Annotated in this window: 24 protein-coding genes and 1 tRNA gene; 16 read left to right on the top strand and 9 right to left on the bottom strand. The window is 65.7% G+C overall.

Annotated features, from left to right (window positions below; genetic code table 11):
* Positions 1-64: 64 nt before the first annotated feature.
* Positions 65-1078 carry a phage shock protein operon transcriptional activator gene (gene pspF, locus HNO88_RS07415; protein ID WP_184243667.1) on the bottom strand — a complete coding sequence of 338 codons (1014 nt, stop codon included), beginning with the start codon at positions 1076-1078 and terminating at the stop codon, positions 65-67.
* A gap of 162 nt (positions 1079-1240) precedes the next feature.
* Between pspF and HNO88_RS07420 the strand changes: the two genes are divergently transcribed.
* Genes HNO88_RS07420 through HNO88_RS07440 form a run of 5 tightly spaced genes read left to right on the top strand, consistent with a single transcriptional unit; the run spans position 1241 to position 3268 of the window.
* On the top strand, positions 1241-1423 hold the full coding sequence (locus HNO88_RS07420) for a hypothetical protein (protein ID WP_184243669.1): 183 nt from the start codon (positions 1241-1243) through the stop codon (positions 1421-1423).
* A complete protein-coding gene (pspA, locus tag HNO88_RS07425) occupies positions 1420-2295 on the top strand; it encodes a phage shock protein PspA (protein WP_246381325.1) in 876 nt (291 codons plus the stop codon). Before HNO88_RS07420 ends, pspA begins: the two co-directional genes overlap by 4 nt.
* Before the next feature lie 35 nt (positions 2296-2330).
* Positions 2331-2696 carry a PspC domain-containing protein gene (locus HNO88_RS07430; RefSeq protein WP_184243671.1) on the top strand — a complete coding sequence of 122 codons (366 nt, stop codon included), beginning with the start codon at positions 2331-2333 and terminating at the stop codon, positions 2694-2696.
* A 24-nt stretch (positions 2697-2720) separates the two neighbouring features.
* Positions 2721-3008: a hypothetical protein gene (locus HNO88_RS07435; protein ID WP_184243673.1), complete on the top strand. Its 288-nt coding sequence runs from the start codon at positions 2721-2723 to the stop codon at positions 3006-3008.
* A 29-nt stretch (positions 3009-3037) separates the two neighbouring features.
* Positions 3038-3268, top strand: a complete 231-nt coding sequence (locus HNO88_RS07440) for a hypothetical protein (protein WP_184243674.1) — start codon at positions 3038-3040, stop codon at positions 3266-3268.
* 176 nt (positions 3269-3444) lie between these two features.
* On the opposite strand, the gene HNO88_RS07445 is transcribed toward HNO88_RS07440, so the two are convergent.
* Positions 3445-5502, bottom strand: a complete 2058-nt coding sequence (locus tag HNO88_RS07445) for an NAD(+) synthase (RefSeq protein WP_184243676.1) — start codon at positions 5500-5502, stop codon at positions 3445-3447.
* Positions 5503-5675: 173 nt separating this feature from the next.
* On the opposite strand from HNO88_RS07445, the gene HNO88_RS07450 reads away from it, so the two are divergent.
* Both HNO88_RS07450 and HNO88_RS07455 read left to right on the top strand, forming a co-directional pair.
* The gene (locus HNO88_RS07450; RefSeq protein WP_184243678.1) at positions 5676-6086 is read left to right on the top strand and encodes a SufE family protein; all 411 of its coding nucleotides are present in this window, start codon (positions 5676-5678) and stop codon (positions 6084-6086) included.
* On the top strand, positions 6073-6495 hold the full coding sequence (locus HNO88_RS07455; RefSeq protein WP_312857013.1) for a YbaN family protein: 423 nt from the start codon (positions 6073-6075) through the stop codon (positions 6493-6495). The genes HNO88_RS07450 and HNO88_RS07455 overlap by 14 nt, the downstream gene beginning before the upstream one ends.
* A gap of 132 nt (positions 6496-6627) precedes the next feature.
* Here HNO88_RS07455 and katG read toward each other — a convergent pair whose 3' ends face one another.
* Both katG and HNO88_RS07465 read right to left on the bottom strand, forming a co-directional pair.
* Positions 6628-8841: a catalase/peroxidase HPI gene (katG, locus tag HNO88_RS07460; RefSeq protein ID WP_184243680.1), complete on the bottom strand. Its 2214-nt coding sequence runs from the start codon at positions 8839-8841 to the stop codon at positions 6628-6630.
* A 114-nt stretch (positions 8842-8955) separates the two neighbouring features.
* A complete protein-coding gene (locus HNO88_RS07465) occupies positions 8956-9474 on the bottom strand; it encodes a sterol desaturase family protein (RefSeq protein ID WP_184243682.1) in 519 nt (172 codons plus the stop codon).
* Between the two features lie 182 nt (positions 9475-9656).
* On the opposite strand from HNO88_RS07465, the gene HNO88_RS07470 reads away from it, so the two are divergent.
* Complete coding sequence (locus HNO88_RS07470; protein WP_184243684.1) at positions 9657-10031, top strand: hypothetical protein; 375 nt, start codon at positions 9657-9659, stop codon at positions 10029-10031.
* A gap of 91 nt (positions 10032-10122) precedes the next feature.
* On the opposite strand, the gene HNO88_RS07475 is transcribed toward HNO88_RS07470, so the two are convergent.
* A complete protein-coding gene (locus HNO88_RS07475) occupies positions 10123-10443 on the bottom strand; it encodes a hypothetical protein (protein ID WP_184243686.1) in 321 nt (106 codons plus the stop codon).
* Positions 10444-10483: 40 nt separating this feature from the next.
* Between HNO88_RS07475 and leuC the strand changes: the two genes are divergently transcribed.
* The 7 genes from leuC (at position 10484) to HNO88_RS07510 (ending at position 14882) form a co-directional block, all read left to right on the top strand.
* Positions 10484-11917, top strand: coding sequence for a 3-isopropylmalate dehydratase large subunit (gene leuC, locus HNO88_RS07480; RefSeq protein WP_184243688.1), 1434 nt, complete (start codon positions 10484-10486; stop codon positions 11915-11917).
* A gap of 5 nt (positions 11918-11922) precedes the next feature.
* On the top strand, positions 11923-12105 hold the full coding sequence (locus HNO88_RS07485; protein ID WP_184243690.1) for a hypothetical protein: 183 nt from the start codon (positions 11923-11925) through the stop codon (positions 12103-12105).
* Positions 12106-12118: 13 nt separating this feature from the next.
* A complete protein-coding gene (gene leuD / locus HNO88_RS07490) occupies positions 12119-12721 on the top strand; it encodes a 3-isopropylmalate dehydratase small subunit (protein WP_184243692.1) in 603 nt (200 codons plus the stop codon).
* Between the two features lie 102 nt (positions 12722-12823).
* Positions 12824-13147: a DUF1476 domain-containing protein gene (locus HNO88_RS07495; protein ID WP_184243694.1), complete on the top strand. Its 324-nt coding sequence runs from the start codon at positions 12824-12826 to the stop codon at positions 13145-13147.
* A 3-nt stretch (positions 13148-13150) separates the two neighbouring features.
* Entirely contained in the window at positions 13151-13384 is a 234-nt protein-coding gene (locus tag HNO88_RS07500; RefSeq protein WP_184243696.1) for a BolA/IbaG family iron-sulfur metabolism protein, read from the top strand.
* Between the two features lie 52 nt (positions 13385-13436).
* Positions 13437-13766 carry a Grx4 family monothiol glutaredoxin gene (gene grxD / locus HNO88_RS07505; protein ID WP_184243698.1) on the top strand — a complete coding sequence of 110 codons (330 nt, stop codon included), beginning with the start codon at positions 13437-13439 and terminating at the stop codon, positions 13764-13766.
* A gap of 327 nt (positions 13767-14093) precedes the next feature.
* The gene (locus HNO88_RS07510) at positions 14094-14882 is read left to right on the top strand and encodes an NUDIX hydrolase (RefSeq protein ID WP_184243700.1); all 789 of its coding nucleotides are present in this window, start codon (positions 14094-14096) and stop codon (positions 14880-14882) included.
* 15 nt (positions 14883-14897) lie between these two features.
* On the opposite strand, the gene HNO88_RS07515 is transcribed toward HNO88_RS07510, so the two are convergent.
* From HNO88_RS07515 to HNO88_RS07525, 3 genes are all read right to left on the bottom strand, one after another.
* A complete protein-coding gene (locus HNO88_RS07515; RefSeq protein WP_184243702.1) occupies positions 14898-16154 on the bottom strand; it encodes an MFS transporter in 1257 nt (418 codons plus the stop codon).
* 124 nt (positions 16155-16278) lie between these two features.
* A complete protein-coding gene (locus HNO88_RS07520; protein ID WP_184243704.1) occupies positions 16279-16605 on the bottom strand; it encodes a PilZ domain-containing protein in 327 nt (108 codons plus the stop codon).
* 342 nt (positions 16606-16947) lie between these two features.
* Positions 16948-17754 (bottom strand): helix-turn-helix transcriptional regulator, encoded by an 807-nt coding sequence (locus HNO88_RS07525; RefSeq protein WP_184243706.1) that lies wholly within the window; start codon positions 17752-17754, stop codon positions 16948-16950.
* Between the two features lie 436 nt (positions 17755-18190).
* Here HNO88_RS07525 and HNO88_RS07530 point away from each other — a divergent pair, with 436 nt between their 5' ends.
* Entirely contained in the window at positions 18191-19189 is a 999-nt protein-coding gene (locus HNO88_RS07530) for a PQQ-dependent sugar dehydrogenase (protein ID WP_312857014.1), read from the top strand.
* A gap of 347 nt (positions 19190-19536) precedes the next feature.
* On the opposite strand, the gene HNO88_RS07535 is transcribed toward HNO88_RS07530, so the two are convergent.
* Positions 19537-19613 (bottom strand) — tRNA-Arg (locus HNO88_RS07535).
* Positions 19614-19621: the final 8 nt, after the last annotated feature.

Below are 19621 nucleotides of genomic sequence, written 5' to 3' on the forward strand. Positions count from 1 at the left end.
CCCTCGCGATTATGACGAAGTTGAAGGCTGAGCCGCCAGGTCCAAGCCAGGCAGCCCGAGCCGATCAGCCCGTGCCGATCAGCCCGTGCTTGCGCAGGCAGTGCCGCAGCTGATCGTAAGTGAGACCTAGCGCCGAGGCGGTGCGCCGCTGGTTCCAACGATGCTGCTCCAGCGCGGCGGCGATGAGCGTGCGTTCATGCTCCTCCACCGCAGCGCGCAAGTCGGCAGGCGGCGTGGCTGTCGGCGCGGACGAAGCCGGTGTGGCAGATGCAGGCGCGGGATCGACGACGCCCTCCCTCGGAGCCCAGATGCTTTCGAACGGATCGAAGATGATCCGCGCGATCGGGCGGTCCTGGTCGTCCCAACGATAGACGGCGCGTTCGACGACATTGCGCAATTCGCGCACATTTCCCGGCCAGGCGTAGGCTTCAAGCGCGTCTGCGGCGGAGGGGGTGAAGCCCGGCCACCCCTCCCAGCCGAGCTCGGTCGCCATGCGCCGGCCGTAGTATTGGGAGAGTTCGGCGACATCGCCCTCGCGCGCGCGTAGTGGCGGCAGCGTGATCACCTCGAAGCTGAGGCGATCGAGCAAGTCGGCCCGGAACCGGCCTTCGGCGGCAGCGCGAGGAAGATCGGCGTTGGTGGCACCGACGATCCGGACATCGACTTGCAAAGGCCGCGAAGAGCCGATGCGCGTGACCTCGCCATATTCCACCGCGCGCAACAAGCGTTCCTGCGCGGCCATCGAGAGCGTGCCGAGTTCGTCGAGGAACAAGGTGCCCTTGTCGGCCTCCTCGAACCGCCCGGTGCGGGCGCGGGTGGCTCCCGTAAAGGCGCCCGCCTCGTGGCCGAAAAGCTCGGCCTCGATCAGCGTCTCGGGAAGCGCTGCGCAGTTGAGCGTGACCAGCGGCTCCCCCCAACGAGGGCTGAGGTGATGCAGGCGCTGCGCGATCAGCTCCTTGCCTGTGCCCCGCTCGCCGATGACCAGCACCGGGCGCCCGGCAAGAGCCGCGCGCGACGCACGCTCCACGGCATCGAGAAAGGCGGTGGACTGGCCGATGAACTGAAAGTCTCGCTCCATGCCATAAGTTAGCGATATTCCCCAAGTCTTGGCAAGATGGAAGTAGCGCGCGACCGTGCGCTCGGAGGAAATCGCAGCAATTCCGCGCTACTCGCCGTTTGGCACGGCGCTTGCGATGATCCCGGCACTACCAAGGCTCAGGCTCAGGCAAGGACGAAACCCATGTTTTTCCGTAACGACGCACCCGCAAGCAAGGTCGCCCGCTCCAAGGTGGACGCCGCGATCCTGGCCAGCGTGCTGGCCATGGGCACGCTCAACCTCCTTGTCATGGCCGACCAGATCGGCATGCCCAAGGCCTATGCCGCCAGCTCATGCCGCTGTGCGCCGGGCATCGCGCTGGCATGACCCGGCTCGACGCGGAAATCGCGGACCTGCGGGGGCAGCGGCAGGCTTTGCCGGCACCGCTCCTCACACTCGACGGGTTGGACGAACCCGGCTCGACGACCACCCGGCCGCGGGCGTACTATCACAATCAAAGCGATCGGCCGTTCACGACCGGCCGACACTCGATCAGAAAGGCACCCCCTGCGATGGGCATCTTCTCCCGGACGCGCGACATCATCGCCGCCAACTTCAACGACCTGCTCGAAAAGGCCGAGGATCCGGCCAAGATGATCCGCCTGATCATCCTCGAGATGGAGGAGACGCTGGTCGAGGTTCGCACCTCCAGCGCGCGCACCATCGCCGACCAGAAGGAGATGCGCCGTCATGTCGCCAAGCTCGACAAGCTGCAGGCCGACTGGTCGGACAAGGCACAGCTGGCGCTGAGCAAGGAGCGCGAGGACCTTGCCCGCGCCGCGCTGCTGGAGCGCAAGAAGGCCGCCGACATGGCCGACCAGCTCAAGTCCGAGATCGAAGTGCTCGACGATGCGCTGCGCGCCTACGAGGCTGACATCGAAAAGCTCCAGAACCGCCTGCGCGAGGCGCGCACCCGCCAATCCTCCATCGCCGCGCGGCTGCAGAGCGCCGAGAACCGGGTCAAGTTGCGCACGCTGCTCTCCAGCGAGCGGGTGGACGAGGCCATGGTGCGGTTTGACCAGCTGGAACGCCGGGTCGACTATGCCGAGGGCCGCGCCGAGTCGATGAGCCTGGGCGATGCCCGCCAGCCAAGCTTGGCCGATGAGATCGCCGCGCTCGAAAATGGAGACAGCATCGAGGCGGAACTGGCCGAGATGAAACGCCAGATGGGCGACAAGCCCGCCGCGACATCGAACTGATCGTAACGGCGAATACAAGCAAGGGGACCAGGACAGTGGCACGCGGACAATTCTATCTCGACAAGTCGAACGCCAAGCTTGCCGGCGTATGCGCCGGCATCGCGGACTACACCCAGGTCGATGCGCTATGGGTGCGCATCGCGGCGGTGTTCCTCACGCTGTTCGTCTCGTTCATCACCATCCCGATCTACATCGTGACCGCGCTGGCGGCGAACAAGCGACCGATGGCACTGTACAGCGAGGCCGAGGAAGAGCGCCTGCTGCGCCGCATGCAGCGCTCGCGCAGCAAGGGGCGCTATCGCTCCGAGCTGTCCGACATGGACCGCCGCGTCGCCGAGATCGAGGCGCGCTATTCCACCAGCAACGCGCGGCTCGCCGCCGAGATCGACAGCCTGCGCTGAGCACGTCGAAAAGGATAGATCGACATGGAAGACATCCTCGCCCTGCTCATCCCACTCGCGCCGTTCCTGATGGTCTGCTTCATCGTGTGGACCAAGCACCAGCGCAAGATGGCCGAGATCCAGATCGCGGCCACGGCGGAAAAGGCGGCGCAATACGCCTCGCACTCCCGCGAACTGGAGGAGCGCGTACGCGTGCTGGAGCGCATCGTCACGGATGGCGGGTACGACACCGCACTGCAGATCGAAGCGCTGCGCGACACCCGCGAAGTCGAGGCACAACGTCGTACCGAGCGCGATCAGGCGATCAACTGAGGCCGCTCGGCCAGGAAGGATGTGAGGTCATGAGTTTCTGGAGCGCCATAGTCGCCATCGTCGCGATCCTCGCCTTCGCCTGGGTGCGCGCGCAGCAGCACCGCGGGGGCACTTCGCTCGACAACGCCCCCTCGCGCGAGCCGGAACTGGAGCGTGAGATCGAGCAGCTGAGGAAGCGAATTGCCGTGCTGGAACGTATCGCCATCGAAGAACGCGGCGGAGACCGCCTGGCCCGCGAGATCGAAGCGCTGCGGGATTGAAAGCCGGGCGGACGCCGAGGCTGGCTCTTAAATGGGTGGTGGTGTGAAACTCTCGTCAAGCCCCCGAAGGCGGGGATTCATCTCCTGAGCTCGCGTAAAGGGAACCACCTGGAGTTGGATTCCCGCCTTCGCGGGCATGACGAAAAATGAAGCGGGAACCGGCACCTGTGCCGCGTTTACCCGCTCGAAGGCAAGCCCCGCCGCAACTCCTCCAGCCACACCTCCGCACTCGCATCGGACGGTGCGCGCCAGTCACCGCGCGGGCTGAGCGCCCCGCCACTCGAAACCTTCGGTCCGTTGGGGATCGCCGAGCGCTTGTATTGCGCGAATGCAAAGAAGCGCTTCAGGAACTCCTCCAGCCACTTGGCGATCACGGGCAAGTCATACGTCGCCCTGACATCCTCCGGCAGTCCGGCTGGCCACTCGCCGCGCGCCGCATCGTGCCAGGCATGCCACGCCAGGAACGCCACCTTCGACGGCTTCTGCCCGAAGCGCATCACGTGGTGCAGGAAGAAGTCGTTGAGTGCGTATGGTCCGATCTTGTCCTCGGTGCTCTGCATCTCGCCATCCTCACCCGCCGGGACCAGTTCGGGCGAGATCTCGGTGCCCAGGATCGAGAGCAGCACATCGCGCGTGCTGTCGTCCACCTGGGTCGTGGCGGTCCAGCGGATCAGGTACTGCATCAGCGTCTTGGGCACGCCGGCATTCACCGCATAGTGGCTCATATGGTCGCCGACGCCATAGGTGCACCAGCCCAGCGCCAGCTCCGACAAGTCGCCGGTGCCGACCACGAAACCTGAGTGCTGGCTGGCGAGACGGAACAGGTAGTCGGTGCGCAGGCCCGCCTGGACGTTCTCGAAAGTGACGTCATAGACTTTCTCGCCCCGGCCGAACGGGTGGCCGATGTCCTTCAGCATCGTCGTCGCGGCGGGGCGGATGTCGATCTCCTCGGCGGTGATGCCGAGCGCGTCCATCAGCTTCCAGGCGTTGCTTTTGGTGCCCTCGCTGGTGCCGAAGCCGGGCATGGTATAGCCCCGGATCGCGCTGCGCGGCATGCCGAGCCGGTCGCAGGTCTTGGCCATGACGATCAGCGCGTGGGTGGAATCGAGGCCGCCCGAGACGCCGATGATCAGGCTCTTGGCTTTCGCGGACTCGACCCGGCGCATCAGGCCGTCGACTTGGATGTTGAACGCCTCGTAGCAATCGGCGTCGAGCTTGTCGGCACGATCGGGCACAAAGGGGAAGCGGCGCATCGGGCGCTGCAGGCCCAAGTCACCGCTGGCCGGCCGGTGATCGAAGAAGACCGTGCGGAACGCCTGCTCGGGGTTGCCGGCCGCGCGGGCGGCATCGGCATAAGTCGGCAGCCGCAGGCGGTCATTGACGATGCGGGTGCAATCGACATCGGCGATGCACAGTTCGGGTTCGAGCGAGAAGCGCTCAGACTCCGCCAAGAGCCCGCCCAGCTCGTAGATGACGCCCTGCCCATCCCAAGCGAGATCGGTCGTGCTCTCGCCATGGCCGCCCGCCGAGTAGACATACGCCGAGTACGTCCGCGCCGATTGCGAGCTGCACAGCAGGTGCCGGTCGTCCGCCTTGCCGATGACGATGTTCGACGCCGACAGGTTGCACAGGATCGTCGCCCCGGCGAGCGCACCCAGAGAGCTTGGCGGCGCGGGCGCCCAGAAGTCCTCGCAGATCTCGATGTGGAAGATGAAGTCGCGCTGAAGGTTGGAGGCGAAGACGAGGTCGGTTCCGAACGGCACCTCCTGCCCAGCGACACGGATGGTGCGGCCGGTGACGCCGATGCCACTGGTGAACCAGCGCTTCTCGTAGAACTCGCGATAGTTGGGCAGGTAGCTCTTGGGCACCACGCCCAGCAGCTTGCCGTCGGCGATCGCCAGGCCGCAGTTGAAGAGGCGGCCCCGATCGGCCAACGCGGCGCCGATCAGCAGGACCGGCGAGTGGCCTCTGCTGGCCTCTACAACGTCACCGATTGCCTCCTCGACCGCTTCGATCATCGCTTGTTGCAAGTGCAGGTCGTCGATCGCGTAGGAAGACAGGCACAGCTCGGGATAGACCACCAGGTCGACGCCGGCCTCATGCGCGCGCCTGGCCTCGGCAATGATGCCGTCGCGGTTGTAGGCGACGTCTGCGGTGCGGACCTTTGGGGTGGAGGTCGCCACGCGCACGAAGCCGTGGCGGTGGAGGTCGTAGAAGGGGTGGCTCTGGGTCATCGGTCGGACCTGACAGTTGGAAGCTTGTAACGCAACGACCCACTCCATCACCGTTCGTGTCGGGCGTAGTCGAGACACGCTGGCCTGGCGCTCACGTGTCTCGACTACGCTCGACACGAACGGCAGGGGGTTTTGACTTGTTCCAATCCGGGTTCGCCCTAAATGCCAGACCCATGCGCAGCCTCGACGACATCCGCGAAGAGTACGAATTCCTTGATGGCGACGAGCGCTATCGCATGCTGATCGAACTCGGCCGCGAGCTTGATCCGATGCCCGATGCGCTGAAGACGGACGCCACCAAGGTGCGCGGCTGTTCGGCCAGCGTCTGGGTCTACCCCACCAAGGCGGACAACGGCGCCCTGCACTTCCTGGCGGACAGCAATGCCGCGATCACCAAGGGCATCGTCTCGCTGGTGCTGGCCGCGGTGCAGGACCGGCCCGCTGCCGAAGTCGCCGAAACCGATATCGCCGCGAAGCTCGAACCGTTCGATCTTCGCAACCAGCTCTCATCCAACCGCACCCAGGGCGTGCCGAACATGATCGCGCTGATCCGCGAGACCGCGGCGCGCTATGCCGCCGGATAAGGAACCGGGAGATTGCGGGCCGGCCGAGGAGCCGGAGTTTCCCACGCCCGCGCTCGGCCGCATGCGGCTGCTGTGGGCGGCGGGAGGCTGGGTCTTCGTAGCGGTCGGGACTGTCGGCATCTTCCTGCCACTGCTGCCGACGGTGGTGTTCTACCTGCTGGCGGCGTGGTGCTTTTCCAAGAGCCACCCGCACCTGGCCGACAAGCTCTATGCCCACAGGCTCTACGGTCCTCAGCTTGTGGCGTGGCGGGATCGAAGGGCGATCAGCCGCAAGGGCAAGATCTCGGCGCTACTGGCCATGAGCGCCAGCGTGCCGTTCGTGTACTTCACGCTTGGCTGGCCGCTGGTGTTGATCCCGGTCGTGGTGCTGGTGGTGCTGGGTCCGTGGATCTGGACGCGGGCGGAGTAAGGCTTCCCGAACTAGCGTCGTCCCGGGCTCGACCCGGGACCGGTTTCGCCATGTCACGACCTCGCTGGCCTTGCCCGAGAGGTTCATCGCTTCCGGAACCGTTCCCGGGTCAAGCCCGGGACGACGATTGCTTCACGCCACCAAGTCGAACCTGTCGGCGTTCATCACCTTGGTCCAGGCGGCGATGAAGTCGCGCACGAACAGCTCGCCCGCATCCGCCCCGGCATAGACTTCCGACACCGCCCGCAACTGCGAGTTGGAACCGAAAGCCAAGTCAGTGCGCGTGGCGGTCCACTTCTGCTCGTCGGTCGCGCGGATGGTGCCGGCGAAGATCTGGTCGCTGCTCTCGTCGACGACCTTCCACGCCGTACCCATGTCAAGCAGGTTGACGAAGAAGTCGTTCGTCAGCTGGCCCGGACGGTCGGTCAGCACGCCTTCCTTGACGCCTCCGTGGTTGGCACCGAGAACGCGCAAGCCGCCCACCAGGACCGCCATCTCGGGCGTACTGAGCCCAAGCAGCGAGGCACGGTCGACCAGCAGTTCCTCCGTCGGCACGCTCTTGCGGGTCGGCAGGTAGTTGCGGAACCCGTCCGCCTCGGGCTCGAGCGGCTCGAAGTTCGTGGGATCGGTCCACTCCTGCGAAGCGTCGGTGCGCCCTGGCGTGAAGGTGACCGGCACGGTGTAACCCGCAGCCTTGGCCGCCTGCTCGACGCCGACGGCACCGCCAAGGACGATCAGGTCGGCGATCGACACCTTCTTGCTCGCAGTGTCGAATGCCGCCTTGATCCGCTCGTAGACGGCGAGCACCTTCTCCAGCTTGGCGGGCTCGTTGACGTGCCAGCTGCGCTGCGGCTCCAGACGGATGCGACCGCCGTTGGCGCCGCCGCGATGGTCCGACTTGCGGTAGGTCGAGGCCGAAGCCCAAGCCACCGAGACCAGCTCCGCCACGCTGAGGCCAGAGGCGAGGATCTTCTCCTCCAGCACCGCCACATCGGCTGCGCCGATGGTTTGATAATCCGCCTTGGGGATTGGATCCTGCCAGATCAGGTCCTCGGCCGGAACGTCGGGGCCGAGGTAGCGTGCCTTTGGCCCCATGTCGCGGTGGCACAGCTTGAACCAGGCACGGGCGAAAGCGTCGGCGAACTGATCGGGATTGGCGTGGAAGCGCTCGGAAATCTTGCGATAGTCCGGGTCGACCTTCATCGCAATATCGGCAGTGGTCATGATCGTTGGCACCTTTACGCCCGGCGTGTGGGCCTTGGGCGCCAACGTTTCCACGGGATTGCCGACGGGGTGCCACTGCCAGGCACCTGCCGGGCTCTTCTCCAACTCGTACTCATGGTTGAGCAGGTTGTCGAAGTAGCCGTTATCCCAGGTGGTCGGGTTGGCCGTCCAGGCGCCCTCGATGCCGCTGGTGATCGTGTGATCGCCCATGCCGCTCTCGTGGCCCGACTGCCAGCCGAGGCCCTGCTGCGCGATGTCCGCGCCCTCGGGCTCGGCGCCGACGAGATTGGCATCGCCCGCGCCATGGCACTTGCCGAAGGTATGGCCGCCCGCGGTCAGCGCCACGACTTCCTCGTCGTTCATGCCCATGCGCGAGAAGGTCTCGCGGATGTCGCGCGCCGAGCCGACCGGATCGGGCTCACCGCCCGGGCCTTCCGGGTTCACGTAGATGAGGCCAAGCTGGATCGCGGCGAGCGGGTTCTCCAGCGCCAGGCCGGCCTTCTCGTCGATGCGGGTCTGGCCGAGCCACTCCTCCTCGGTGCCCCAATAGATGTCCTTCTCGGGCTCGAACACATCAGCCCGGCCGCCACCGAAGCCGAACACCGGGCCGCCCATCGACTCGATGGCGACGTTGCCGGCCAGGATCATCAGGTCGGCCCACGACAAGTTGCGGCCGTACTTCTGCTTGATTGGCCAGAGCAGGCGGCGCGCCTTGTCGAGGTTGCCGTTGTCCGGCCAGGAGTTGAGCGGCGCGAATCGCTGCGAGCCGGACGAGGCGCCGCCGCGACCGTCACCGGTGCGATACGTGCCGGCGCTGTGCCAGGCCATGCGGATGAAGAAGGGGCCATAGTGGCCATAGTCGGCCGGCCACCAGGGCTGGCTATCGGTCATCAGCGCGTGCAGGTCGCGCTTCACCGCTTCGAGGTCGAGCTGCTTGAATGCCTCGCGATAGTCGAAGTCGTCGCCGTAGGGGCTGCCGGTCAGGCCCTTCTGCGGCAGGATTTCGAGCGAGAGCTGGTTGGGCCACCAGTCGCGGTTGTGGCGGCCGAGCAGCTTGCGCATGGCCGTACCCTCTTTCATCGGGCACCCATGGAGCGGGCTGCCGCTGGTCTCTGCGTCCATGTCTCTCTCCTTCACGTCAGGCTCGCGCCCAACCTAACTGGAACTTGCGCTAAGTTAGAAGCGAGTTCGGCAGATAACAGAGATTGACGAAGCCGAATGAACCAACGGGCAGGATCAGTCCTCGACCGCCTCGCGCAACACGGCAATTCCGCTCTGACGCTGTGCCTTCAGCTCCCGCTTCAACGCAGCCGGATCGCGCGCTACGACGAAGCCGAAGCTGACCCCGCCTTCCTTGCCGATCGTCGCATGGTGCAGCTTGTGCGCCTGGACCAGCCGCTTGGCATAGCCGCGCTTGGGGACCCATCGAAAGTAGCGCTGATGCACCAGTCCATCGTGGATCAGCGTGTAGATGACGCCATAGATCAGCACGCCGAGCCCGATCCAGGTCCCAGGCCACCATGCACTCGCGCCCATCACCAAGGGCGAACCGACAGCGAACATACCGATGCTGATCCCAGCGCCGAACACCGCGTAGAGATCGTTCTTCTCCAGCAGCTTGTCGTGCAGCTCGTGGTGGTCGCGGTGCCAGGCCCACCCGAAACCATGCATGACGTACTTGTGGCTCGACCAGGCGACAAACTCCATCGCGGCAACGGTCGCCAGGACGATCAAGGTAGGGCCAAGCAAGGACATGCGACGCGCATCTACGCCTCTTCGTCGCACTTGTCAGCCGCCCCCAGGAACAATGCCTGCGACACTTTCGTACAAATCCGCACACATGCGCGACGAACCATTTTCCCGCCGTTCAGTTTAGAAGGCTTAAATCTGAATGCGACGGATCAGACCGCCGCTGTCAACATGAAGGACCAAGTACCATGCGCAAGCTCACCAAGATCGTCGTCCCTGCCCTGATCGCCGTCATGGGTGCAGGCACCATGGCCGTCCCAGCGCAGGCCCAGGCCTACGGCCGCCACGACGCCGGCCATGCCACGCCCGTGCGCAACTCGAACATCCGCGCCGACATCAACGGCCTCAACCGCGACATCGACCGTGCGTTCGCGCGCCGTACGATCTCCAATCGCGAGGCTACGAGCCTGAAGCGCGACGCCATCCAGGTACAGCGTCTGTATCAGCAGTATGCCCGCAATGGCCTGACGCGCACGGAGACGCGCACCCTGCAGGCCCGGGTCGACCGCATCCATGTCGCCCTGCGCGCCGAGCGCCGCGATCGTGACAACCGTCGCGGCTAAGGCGCAAAAGCGCCCGGATCGCAGTCAAGCGATCCGGGCACTCTTGATCTCCCAGACGAGGGGGGACGGGAGAACCGGTGAGGATACGCGATTAGCTCGCCTTGACGGGCTTGCTCACATGCTTCTTCTCGGCCTTAACCGCCTTGACCTTGTGGGTCTTGGTCGGCTTCGCGGCGTGGGTCGCTGCCATGGCTGGCATCGAAGCCGTCATGACACCGGCGAAGAGAGCGGGAACGAGAAGCTTGGAGACATTACGCATCGTGAATGCATCCTTCGGATGAGCGACGGATCGGCGTCCGCCGATGCGCAAAATCGGCTCCTGAAGATGAATGCCAGTGAAACGAACGGTCGCGCGATTGTAAGATGCTGTAACAAATGGTCGCGGGGCATGATCCCAGGCATTTGCCTTCATGCTTGAAAAGCCGGGCAGGCAGGCTTAACCGCCGCAGATCATGACAAACGGTCCGCGCACTCTCTACCAGAAGATCTGGGATGCTCATGTCGTCGACACGCGCGACGATGGCACCAGCCTCATCTATATCGACCGCCACCTCGTTCACGAAGTGACGAGCCCGCAGGCCTTCGAGGGTCTGCGCATGGCCGGCCGTTCCGTGCGTCGCCCCGACCTGACGCTTGCGGTGCCGGATCATAACCTGCCGACGACTCCGCGCAAGGATGCCGCCGGCAACCCGATCCCGATCGCCGACCTGGAAAGCGCCAACCAGCTTGCCACGCTGCGCAGAAATGCGCCGCAGTTCGGCATCCGCTACATCGATGCGACCGACCGCGAGCAAGGCATCGTCCATGTCGTCGGCCCCGAGCAGGGCTTCTCGCTGCCCGGCGCGACGATCGTGTGCGGGGACAGCCACACCGCCTCGCACGGCGGCCTGGGTGCGCTCGCCTTCGGCATCGGCACCAGCGAGGTGGAGCACGTGCTCGCGACCCAGACGCTGCTGCTCAAGCAGAGCAAGACCATGGAAGTGCGCGTCGAAGGCCAGCTCGGCCCCGGCGTGACGCCCAAGGACGTGGTGCTGCACATCATTGGCGTCACCGGCATGGGCGGTGGAACCGGCCATGTCATCGAATACCGTGGCAATGTATTCGAGGAAATGTCGATCGAAGGCCGCCTGACCGTCTGCAACATGGCGATCGAGGGTGGCGCGCGCTCCGGCCTGATCGCGCCGGACGAGAAGACCTTCGCATACCTCAAGGGCCGTCCCTATGCGCCGACCGGCGAGGACTGGGACAAGGCCGTCGCCTGGTGGAAGAGCCTCGCCACCGATCCCGGCGCGACGTTCGACAAGACCGTCGTGATCCGCGCCGAGGACATCCAGCCGACCGTGACCTGGGGCACCAGCCCCGAGGACACCTCGGCCATCGGCGGCACCGTGCCTGCGCCCGAGGACTTCGCCGACGCATCCAAGCGCGATGCGGTGAAGGTCAGCCTCGACTACATGGGCCTGACGCCGGGCACCAAGCTGACCGACGTCGAAGTGCAGAACGTCTTCATCGGCAGCTGTACCAATAGCCGTATCGAGGACATCCGCGCAGCGGCCGCCGTGCTCAAAGGCCGCAAGAAGGCGGATCACGTGAAGTGGGCGATCGTCGTCCCCGGCTCGGGCCTGGTCAAGGAGCAGGCCGAAGCCGAGGGCCTGGACAAGATCATCGTCGAAGCGGGACTCGAATGGCGCGAACCGGGCTGCTCGGCGTGCCTTGCGATGAATCCCGACAAGGTGCCTGCGGGCGAGCGCTGTGCGTCCACCAGCAACCGCAACTTCACCGGTCGTCAGGGCCCCGGCAGCCGCACCCACCTGATGAGCCCCGCCATGGCCGCCGCCGCCGCGGTGACCGGGCGCCTCACCGACGTGCGCGAATTGGTAGGATAATCGATATGGCAGACGACACCGACACTTCCTTCGCCGGCCGCGCCGCCATTGCTGCGGGCGCTGCCATCGGTTCGGCCGCGGTGGCCGCGGCGCTGATGTACGTGAAGCGTCGCAGCGACAAGAAGAAGGCGGAGAGCCTGCCGCCTCCGACCAGCACCGCACCGCACTTCCCGCCCGAGACCGACTGAGCGAGACCGATTGATGCAGCCGATCAACCACGTCGCGGGACGCGCCTATCCGTTTGGCCGCAAGAACGTCGACACCGACGTGATCATTCCCGCGCATTGGCTCAAGACGGTGACGCGCGAGGGTCTGGGACGCGGCGCCTTCGAAGCGGTGCGCAAGGAGCCGGACAACGTGTTCGACGATCCGGAGTACGCCGGTGCGCCGATCGTGATCGCCGGCGACAACTTCGGCTGTGGTTCCAGCCGCGAGCATGCCGCCTGGGCCCTGCTCGACATGGGCGTGACGTGCGTGATCGCGCCGAGCTTCTCGGACATCTTCTCGGGCAATGCATTCAAGAACGGCATCCTCACCGTTGCCTTGCCGCAGCTGGCGATCGACCGGCTGATGGAAGTCGCCCGAACCGATCCGATCGAGATCGATCTCGAGACGCAGACCGTCACCACGCAATTCCAGGATCGCTGGAGCTTCGAGATCGATCCCTTCCGCAAGCACTGCCTGCTGAACGGCCTCGACGAAGTCGGCATGACCATGGCGCAGGGCGATGCGATCGGAGCTTACGAGAGCAAGGCCCGCGATGCACTGCCCTTCCTGGCCAAGACGCTGGCGACGGTGGGGTAAACGCCTCCCTTCCCCCCGGCCGGGGGAAGGCACAGCAAAACCATTGCCCCTGGCGCTCGCTAGCCCTATCGGCGGGACGCAATCGTTCACAGGGGCATGCCGATGACCGCATTCGACGACCGCGAGCGCGCCGAAGAGGCCAGCTTCGCCCACGACGCCGAGATCCAGTTCCGCATCCAGGCGCGCCGCAACCGCTTGCTGGGCGAATGGGCGGCCGATCGCATGGGCCTCTCGCAAGCCGAGCGTGACGCCTATGCCAAAGCGGTTGTCCAGGCCGACTTCGAGGAAGCGGGCGATGAGGACGTGATCCGCAAGCTGCTGGGCGACCTTACCAGTGCGGGCGTGGAAACGGACGAAGCCGAAGTGCGCGTGGCGCTGGACGCCAAGCTGGTCGAGGCGCGTCGCATGCTGATGGGAGAGGCCTGAGCCATGGCGATGCCCGCCGCCGAGATCGAGAGCCTGATCACCGCCGCCCTGCCAGACGCACAGGTCACCATCACCGACCTGGCAGGCGACGGCGATCACTACGCCGCGCATGTCGTCTCTTCCGCGTTCGTCGGAAAAAGCCGCGTCGCGCAGCACAAGCTGGTCTACGAAGCCTTGGGCGGCCGCATGGGCGGCGTGCTTCACGCCTTGCAACTCACCACCGCTGTTCCCAACTGAACACGCGTAGACATTCCCGCGCCTGCAGCGGCCACAAGAAAGTTTGATTGCCATGTCCGACGTGAACAGCCGCATCGGCGAGATCGTAAAATCCAGCGACGTCGTGCTCTTCATGAAGGGCACTCCGCTGTTCCCGCAGTGCGGTTTCTCCAGCCGCGCGATCGCCATCCTCGACCACCTGGGAGTCGCGTACGACAGCGTCGACGTGCTGCAGGACATGGAGATCCGCCAGGGCATCAAGTCGTATTCGGATTGGCCGACCATCCCCCAGCTTTACGTCAAGGGCGAGTTCGTGGGCGGCAGCGACATCATGATGGAGATGTACGAAGCTGGCGAACTGGAGCAGCTGATGAGCGAAACCGGCGTCGCCCGCGCCAGCTGAGCCTACGGTTCACGACGTTCAAACAGCGGCGCCTTCGGGCGCCGTTTTCGTTTGCGTCGATGGATGGTCCGAGGGCGTTCCACGCCTTGTATCTGGAGAGGCTCGGGGAGGCGGGGCCGGGAGACTGGGCGACCCCGCCTCTGGTTCGAGACGTAAGCGAGGGTACGCCGACAACTTAGCACGGAGCGTGCCAATCTGCCAAAGCCACGCAAATGCTTGATCTCCATGGCTTCCGTGCGAAACGCGTGGGGCATTCTGTAAAGCTGACCGACAGCTGTGCCGCACTGGGCACTTGCGTGGGCACACGACACAGGCGAGAGGTGCGACATGCCCGAAGACACTGCTCAGCCCCCATTGGGCGTGAATGACGATACCGGAATTCCGACCGCGACGGTGGTGATCTTTCGCCGTGCGCAGGCTGGTCCGCCCGAGTTGCTGATGGTGCAGAGATCGCGCCAGATGCGCTTTGCCGGGGGCGCTGCAGTGTTTCCCGGGGGCAAGGTCGATCCAGGCGATCGCGTCCTTGCCGCCCAACTCTGTCCGGACGAAGACCCCGTCGTCGCTGCGGCCCGGATCGCCGCCATTCGCGAAACGCTGGAGGAAACCGGCCTTGCCATCGCCGTGCGCGAACCTGTTTGCGCGCAGCAAGCCGCCGATGCCCGGACCATGCTGATCGCGCAAGGCGCGCTCGGTCCTGTCGTGGAGGCGTTCGGCTGGACGCTGGAGCCTGCGCGGCTGACGCTCTACGCCCATTGGCGCGCACCGTCCGATCGCGGGTTCGACACGCACTTCTTCGTGACGGACCTGGGCACCGGCGAGGTCGACATCGCAGTCGATGCGACCGAGAACACCAAGCTGTTCTGGATCAGCGCCGCGCATGCGCTGGAACTCGCTGACAGTGGAGAGATCAGCGTGATCTTTCCCACACGCCGCAATCTCGAGCGCCTGGCCCAATTCGCCACGTTCGAAGATGCGCTGTCCGACATCGCCCGCCATCCCGTGCGCCGGATCACGCCCGGCCGCACCGAGCGCGACGGTGAACCGTGGCTGCAGATCCCCGATGGTCACGGCTACCCGGTGCTCGGCCAGCCGCTCGCCACCGCGGCGCGCGGCTGAGCTCGGCTCCGGCCGTCAAGCGGGCTGCGGATCGGCCTGGCGCGTGGGTGCCTTGACCCCGCTGGCGGCATAGAGCCCGCACAGCACCGCGATCGCAAAGACGATCGCCATCGCGGTCACGGGAATCGCAAACGAGCCGGTCTCTCGCGCGATGCGGCTGCCGCCCAGCATGGCGCAGGCTATGAAAGGCAACGAGATCACGGTGTTGAGCCCGAAGCCGCGGCTATAGCTGGGCTGGCCGAAGGTATCGCTGACCCCGCGGCCCAAAGCCGGAATCGCGCCCGCGCCGTGCATGCCAATCAGTCCCACGATCACGGCGACGGCGGCGAAGGGCGGCTCGGTGAGCAGCAGTGCCCACAGGATCGCACAGTCGAACGCAACCAGCGCGAGCGTGCGTCCCCCGCCCAGCTTGTCGGCGACCCAGCCGAACAGCACCGACCCGGCGATGCCCACCAGAGACATGATCGAGGCAAGGAGTGCCGATTGTCCGCGCGAGAAGTCCCACGATTGTCCCATAGGTATCAGCAGCGAGCCCAGCATGACCGAACTGGTCATGCTGGCGCAGTTGGCCAGCGATAGCGCCCAGAACTTCGGGCTGGCGAGCAACTGCCCAGTGCTCAACGACCCATCCGCCGTCCGCTTTTCACCGGTGGATACCGGAGCGACATAGCCTGGAGGATGATCGACCGTCAGGGCCGTCAGCGGCAACATCAGGATCGCGGCGACGCCTGCGAGCGTCAGGTACGCAGCCTGCGCGCCGTAATCGGCGAGGAACGCATTCAACGCGACCGGCAACACCGCGATCATGATCGGCAGGTGCACGAGACCGAGCGCCAGCCCGCGATTGCTGTTGAACCAGCGCGTGACCAGCGTTGCCGGCCCGATCGAGCCCGCCAGGCTCAGTGCCGGTCCGAAGCAGAGCCCGTAGACGGCCAGGTAGAGCGGGTAGCTCTGCGTCAGGCCAAGGATCAGGTAGCCGAGCACCGTCAACACACCGCCCAGCATCAGCAGCAGTCGCAGCGAGTAGCGCGCGACCAGCACGCCAACGATCGGGGCAAGCGCCGAGGAGCCCACTATCATGAGCAGGATACCGGCGGATGCCTGCTCCAGCTTCACGCCCAGACGGCCTTCCACCGACGCGAGCAGCACACTGAACGAGCCCATGATGGTCCCGATCACGACGTTGTGCGAAACGCCGGCAATCAGCCCCATCCGCTTGGCGAGCAGATGGTTGGGCGCATCGGCCACAGGAACGGCGGAATTCAAGGCCACGGCACTCTCCCTCGGGCCTCTTGAGGGCCACGTATGCATTGGGGAAAGTGTGACGAGGCCGAAGCGCTAAGCCCAGCCCCTTTCTACGTCGCCGGTGCGATCCTTCGCGCGGCCTTCGATCAGCTCAATCGCGCGATACGGGGATCTGCGCACCTTGCTCGTGCAGGCGGACCAGGTGATCTACGATCGGCCCGTAGATGGCGCGATCGAACTCCAGTCCGGCACAATCGCCGGCGATCCAGCGCACGGTGCCGCCCAGCGCCTCCATCCCGTCGGGCCGGATGATCACGCGCGATCCCACGCGAAGCATCAGCGTCTCGGTGCGGATGCAGCAGCCCTGCGTCGAGATGTCAGAGATCTCGCCGGAGTCCCGCAACCCGTTGGTGGTGCGGCATTGCGCCGGAAGCACCACCGCCCTGCGTTGCGCGCGCCGAGGAATCTCAACAGACATGGCATGTCTATGCCTCAGCCCGGTGTAAACTTCGTTAAGCGGCAACGGTTGAGGCGGGACCGGTGCACGTCCGAACCGGTCCCGCCACGCCCCCGAGTGCGACCCGAGAGCGAAGGGCCAGACGCCCGTGAGGGCGAGCGCCGGCCGCTTTGCAATGCCTCCGACCGGCGTACCCGGCATCGCTGACGACGCCGGTGCACCACTCCACCTTCGCAAGGAAGACGGCGGACAGCAGCGAGTGGAGGACTCGCGCGCCGATCCGAGAACCAAGGCGCTGTGACGTAGAAGCGTACCCGTCCACAGTCCCGGTCTTGGGGGACAGGGCTGCAGCTATGTCGGGGATCAGCGCGCGTCGGGGGCGCAGGGCTCGTCCGTATCGCCGTCGGCGCGGGCAGCACCTTGCGCCGTTGCGGGAGCAAGTTCGGGTTGGGGACGAAACGGTCCGGTGTAGAGATGCCCGGCCAAGACCGAGTGCAGCACGGCCGACGTCCGGTCGGACACTCCCAGCTTGCGGAAGGCGCGGCGCACGTAGCTGTCTACCGTTTCGGCCGAGATGCCGAGGATCTCGGCAATCACGGAATTGCTCTTGCCCATCGCGATCCAGTAGACGACGTCGAGCTCGCGCTCGGACAGGCGGATGTCGCCGGGCTGCTGGGTGTCGATCAGCTCGCAATAGCGCAGGAACGACATCTGCGCGATCGCATGCGCCGCGGCGGCCGTCTCCTCGTCGGTGGGCACACCCGCCGCCGCCGGCAGTCCCACGAACCCGGTTCGCGCGCCGGGGCCATACGTCGGCAAGGCCAGACCCTCTTCAAAGCCGAGCTGCGACAGGAAGCCGTAGAACGCCTCCTCCGGCTTGCCCGGTGCCTCGATGCGGCGCGCCTCGCTCCAGCGAAGCGGGCGACACAGGCGCAGCGCCAGTTCGGGCAGCGGATCCTCGTAGCGCAACCGCTCGGGATAGGCCTGCGACCAGGCCTCGGCCATGTTGTTGGCGCTGTGCACACGGCCGAAGCGCTTGTCCGAGGTGACCGGCGTGACGAAGTAGGCGCGCGGGTAGCCGATCGCGGCGAAAGCCTCCATCGTCGCCTCTCGCAAGGCGATCACCGTTTGCGCGACACGAAGTCCCGCCAGCCCTGTGCGAAGCTGCATCACTGCCTCCAGCAGCAAAACCACATGCGCTGCCGCTGCTGCATAGAAGATCGACACCGAGGGCGCAAACCGTGCAGCCTGCGCGCGGGACTTGCATCCACTGAGAAGTCGTCCGGGAATCCGCTGCACGGGTCGAGTGTGAGACGATGCGGATTCCGACGGAATTTCGCTGGACCTTGCGATGGATCGGGTCTCAAGTGAGCCACTGATAAGCCGAAGCAAATCGGCAGCGAAGCAGGGAGGATGGTCTATGCGATGCAGCTCCAGAGTGGCATTGGCGCTCGCGCTCGTACTGGCGGGGTGCGGCGGCGATGACGGATCCAGCCCGGCACCCGCTCCCACACCGGCTCCGACGCCCGCACCGACACCTTCGCCGACGCCAACACCGGTGCCGACCCCCACGCCTGCTCCGACGACGGCGGTCACGAGCACGGCCGTGGCCACGCTCAGCAATCCTTGGGCGATGGTCTTTCTGCCGGACGGACGCATGCTGGTGACAGAGCGGCTTGGCACGCTACGCATCGTCACGGCCGCAGGCGAGGTGGCTACGGTCATCGGAACGCCGAGCGTCGCGTCGGAGGGGCAAGGTGGCCTGCTCGACGTCGCGCTCGATCCCGACTTCGCGGCCAATCGCACCGTTTACCTGTCCTTCTCAGAGCGCGATGGTGGTGGAGCCGGCCTCGCGGTCGCACGCGGGACCTTGGCGCAGGATGGGCGAAGCATCGCGGGATTGACGGTCATCTGGCGACAGACACCGAAGATCTCGGGTGACAGCCGACACTACGGCGGCCGCATGGCCTTCGCGCCCGACCGCACCTTGTTCGTGACCGCGGGTGAGCGTCACCAGGGTGCGCCCGCACAGGATCTTGCCAACACGCTGGGCAAAATCATCCGCATCAACCGCGATGGATCGATCCCTGCCGACAACCCGTTTGTCGGCCAGGCTGGCGCAAGGCCAGAGATCTGGACGCGCGGTCACCGCAATCCCTATGGGCTTATCTTCGCGAGCGATGGCCGGCTGTTCGAGCACGAGATGGGTCCGGACGCGGGCGACGAGTTCAACCTGATCGCGCGCGGCGCGAACTATGGCTGGCGAACGGTGTCCGAAGGATCGGACGGCGGCGAGCCCCTGCCCCGCCACTCCACGCGTCCGGAATTCGCCGCCCCGTTGTTCAGCTGGACACCCAACATCGCGCCCGCCGGCATGATCCAGTACACCGGCCAGCGCTTCGTGGGCTGGACGGGCGACTTCGTCCTCGCCGCGCTGTTGGGCCAAGGCCTGGTGCGCGTGCGGGTGAGCGGCGAAACCGCGAGTGAAGTCGGCAGGATCGCGCTTGGCGCGCGCATCCGTGAAGTCGAGCAAGGGCCCGATGGCGATATCTGGGTACTGGAAGATGGCGGTTCAGGCCGATTGCTCAAGCTGGCGCCGGCCTGACAGGAACGTCCGAGATGACGCGCCGCAGTGCCCGGTGCCACATCGGCGCAGCGTGACGGGAGAGCGACCTTCGCAGATGGCAGCCGTCTTCGACGTGTTGCCTGTTCTCAGCTTTCGCTCCGGCGGCCGCCCTGCAGGCGATAGCCGACCAGTACGGAATTGTTGGAGCGTCAGCGCATGATGCTTGACCAACACCGAGGAACGACCAGTGACTGCGATGGCGCCGTCGAGCGGCAAAACTCACTGTGGTTCACGCGGCATCCGCGCCGTTATCCCGGAGTTCGGAACCCTTCCGACCCTGCACCGGCCTTGAAAGCTGCGGGAGCAGGCGAGCACACTTGCAATGCTGGCGCGCCCGACAGGGTTCGAACCTGTGACCCCAAGCTTAGAAGGCTCGTGCTCTATCCAGCTGAGCTACGGGCGCGCACCGAT

Source organism: Novosphingobium chloroacetimidivorans, assembly GCF_014204535.1.
Classification (GTDB): Bacteria; Pseudomonadota; Alphaproteobacteria; order Sphingomonadales; family Sphingomonadaceae; genus Novosphingobium; species Novosphingobium chloroacetimidivorans.